Raw genomic sequence first — 2,992 nt, forward strand, 5'->3', positions numbered from 1 at the left:
CGATGAAGGTGCACGGCGCCGACATTCAGACGTTGACGTCGAACTTCTTCGCGGAGTTCTCCGCCCTGAACTTCGGAGATGACTGATGAGCGCGCTCAAACCGATCTTCCGCGAGGTGAAGCAGGCCGCCCTCAAGGGCTTCGGCGATGCGAAGGTGAAGCTGCACCACGTCGCCGACAATATGGACAATCACCTCGACACGGTCGTCAAGAAGATCAAGGGGCAGGACACCTTCGACGCTCCGAGTGGGCCGGGGCGCGGCCCTTCCGTTCACCCCTATCGCCCTAATCCGAATCGCAAGCCGCCGGGTATGAGTGATGAGGACTACTTCGATCTCCTTGAGTCGAGTGTGCACAACCCGAACGGCCTCGAAGCGATCCTCGGCAAGTACTACGTGCCGGGTACGTCGAGCTACGTCGACGTCGCCGAGGGTCGGCAGCCGCCGGCCACCTACTTCAGCCTCGGTGACCAGTGGGACAACATCAGGGACTCGAACAACATGACGAACGACGACATGTTCGAGTCGTTCAACGTGCCCTTCCTGGAACGTATGATCGCGGAGGGGAAACCCATCAGCTTCTCTCACAACCCGCTGGACTTCCCGGACAGTGCGCTTGCGGACGAGCTCGCCTTCCTGGAGGCCAAGGGGTTCCGGTTCGACCCCACGACGATGCAGGCGTACCTGCCATGATGCTGAGGAGCGAGAATGCCACACGATGATCTGAGTGCGGACGACGTGCTCGACCTGATCGAGGCGCATCTCCCCACCGCGACGCAGGCGCGCAAGAAGTCGGATGTCCAGATCGGTTTCGTCCTGTACGACGCGATCGCGGTGCGCGGATCCTACGACGACTATGGCAATGGCAGCTGGGGATTCGGTGTCCTCTTGGGCGGAGACGCATCAGTGTCGAAGGTCCTCGGGCAGAAGCTTTCCATCCGCAGCACTCGAGACGAAGTGCGCGTAGCGCTCGAGGCGATCGACCGCTACGCGCGGTTGCGGCTGGGCCCCGAGTTCCTCGCGGCCTACGCGGCCGCGAACGGCGGCTGACAGCGAGAGTGCACGTGGAAGAACAGGAACTGAGCCGTGCACTCATTGCCTACCTGGGAAGAGGCCGGTCCGCATTCCCCATGAGCGATGCGGATGCCGCGGCCGAGGTCGCGGCTGACGCCCACGCCGATCCAGAAGCGTTGCTGGCCGGGGTTCTCGCGGTGGTCGCGGAGTGCATGGCCATCGAGATCGACTGGTCGAACGCCACGCTGTCCGAGGCGGGCGATGAGGCGGAGCAGGTCATGGCGACCCGTCACCCCGAACTCAGCGCGGCCGCGCTTGGCGCGCTGCGTTGGTGCTTCACCTATAACTGGCGGTGAGCCTGCGGGCCGCGGCATCCGTCCCATGGGTTGATTTCCCCATCGCCTGATCTCTCGCGCGCACCTAGCGTCAGTGCCGGAGGTGGTCAGCGTGGGAATGATGCTGCCGAACGATCTCATCTGGATCATGGACAAGCTGGGCCTCGAGTGGCCCGACATCGATGAGGATGAGGTGCGCAAGGCCGCCGACTACGTGCGCGGGTACCGCGGCGACATGGAGATCCTCGTGCAGACGGCGGATCGGCGCATCAACGGCGACATCGCGGTCGGCATGCGCGGTCAGGCAGGCGCCGCCCATGTCGCGGGATGGAACCGCAACCGCTCCGAGAACGTGCAGCAGCTGCTGGATGTCCTCGGACCGGCGGCCACCGGGATCGACATCGCTGCGGACATCGTCCTCGCGCTGAAGATCAAAGTGATCGTCGACATCACGGCGACGCTCATCCAGCTGGTCCCGCTGCTGGCGGCAGGGCCGTTCGGTGCGGGCGGCGCGGCGCTGCTGATCCTTGCCCGGAAGAAGCTCTTCGCGATGGCAATGGAGGCGACACTCGAGAAGGTCATCGACGAGGTGCTCCCGCTGGCCCTCGAGCCGCTGGCCGAGCAGGTCCCCGGACTGGTGATGGCGCTGATGGATGCCCCGGTCGTGGAAGGCGTGATCGGCGACGCGGACGAGTTCTACGCCGACCTCGTCCTGCTGGATGAGACCGCCTCCGAGATGGACGCGTACGCCGCGGACGTCGAAGAGCTCACCGACCGGCTGCTCGCAGACATCGCCAACCTGCAGATCTCGGGGGAGTGAACCATGTCGTTGAAGCGAACGATCCGCGACATCATCGACGCTGTGGACGGCGCGGGCCACGAGTTCAAGCAGGGCTTCGCGGGTGCGTTCCGCAAGCGCGGCGGAAAGCATCGAGCGGATGCCGATGCCATCCGCGGGCTCGACCGGCGCAAAGTGGACTACACGCCGAAGCACCGTGCGGACGGCAAGGGACCTGTGTCGCATGCGAAGGACTACGACATCCGTGATGAAGCCCGCAGCGGCACTCCCGGATACGCGGGGCGGCATCGGGACGCCGACTACGACCCGGCCAGCGACCTCGGCCGGTCGGTAGGCAACGACGTCCGGAATCTTCCGGGTGACGTCCTCGATGAGATCAAGGACGTGCCCAAGGACGTGCCGAAGCAGATGGTCGAGGAGCTCTACGAGGACGCGATCGGACAGGACAGCCCGGACAAGTACGGCGAGAAGGCGAAGGGCGACATGAGGTTCCTCGCGCCGGCTCATGAAGCCGGAGACCTTGACGGCCTGAGCCACGCGGAGCTCGAGGCACGTTTCGACCTGGCTCCCGGCGCTCTGGACGGCGCGAAGATCGAGGTGAAGACCATCCCGGATTCGCGATTCGTCAGCGTCGAGGTCGAGCGGGGTGAGTGATGGGGTGATGCGATCGATGCGGATGGGGACTTCTCCCCATGGTCTACAGGGGCCGTTCGATCATAGGGTCGTGCTGGAGGTGCCGCCGTGGGGATGATGTTGCCGAATGAGCTTGTCTGGGTGATGGAGAAGCTCGGGTTCGAGTGGCCGGACATTGACGAGGATGAGGTTCGGAAGGGCGCGACGCTGGTG

The 2,992-nt window shown here is 64.7% G+C and carries 5 protein-coding genes; all 5 read left to right on the plus strand.

Annotated elements, in window-relative coordinates; all coding sequences use genetic code 11:
• Positions 1 to 85: 85 nt before the first annotated feature.
• Entirely contained in the window at positions 86 to 691 is a 606-nt protein-coding gene (locus ASD56_RS15860; RefSeq protein ID WP_055968216.1) for a hypothetical protein, read from the plus strand.
• A gap of 45 nt (positions 692 to 736) precedes the next feature.
• Positions 737 to 1,048, plus strand: a complete 312-nt coding sequence (locus ASD56_RS15865) for a hypothetical protein (RefSeq protein ID WP_157536160.1) — start codon at positions 737 to 739, stop codon at positions 1,046 to 1,048.
• A 14-nt stretch (positions 1,049 to 1,062) separates the two neighbouring features.
• Positions 1,063 to 1,368 carry a hypothetical protein gene (locus tag ASD56_RS15870; protein WP_157536162.1) on the plus strand — a complete coding sequence of 102 codons (306 nt, stop codon included), beginning with the start codon at positions 1,063 to 1,065 and terminating at the stop codon, positions 1,366 to 1,368.
• 97 nt (positions 1,369 to 1,465) lie between these two features.
• A complete protein-coding gene (locus ASD56_RS15875; protein ID WP_055968225.1) occupies positions 1,466 to 2,167 on the plus strand; it encodes a WXG100-like domain-containing protein in 702 nt (233 codons plus the stop codon).
• Positions 2,168 to 2,170: 3 nt separating this feature from the next.
• Positions 2,171 to 2,800 carry a hypothetical protein gene (locus ASD56_RS15880; RefSeq protein WP_055968228.1) on the plus strand — a complete coding sequence of 210 codons (630 nt, stop codon included), beginning with the start codon at positions 2,171 to 2,173 and terminating at the stop codon, positions 2,798 to 2,800.
• Positions 2,801 to 2,992: the final 192 nt, after the last annotated feature.

This window comes from Microbacterium sp. Root166 (assembly GCF_001427145.1).
Classification (GTDB): Bacteria; Actinomycetota; Actinomycetes; order Actinomycetales; family Microbacteriaceae; genus Microbacterium.

What these genes read in the sequence shown, in the direction of transcription:
- ASD56_RS15860 (WP_055968216.1), top strand. Translation starts at nt 86, where the DNA reads ATGAGCGCGCTCAAACCGATCTTCCGCGAGGTGAAGCAGGCCGCCCTC.
- ASD56_RS15875 (WP_055968225.1), top strand. Translation starts at nt 1,466, where the DNA reads ATGATGCTGCCGAACGATCTCATCTGGATCATGGACAAGCTGGGCCTC.
- ASD56_RS15880 (WP_055968228.1), top strand. Translation starts at nt 2,171, where the DNA reads ATGTCGTTGAAGCGAACGATCCGCGACATCATCGACGCTGTGGACGGC.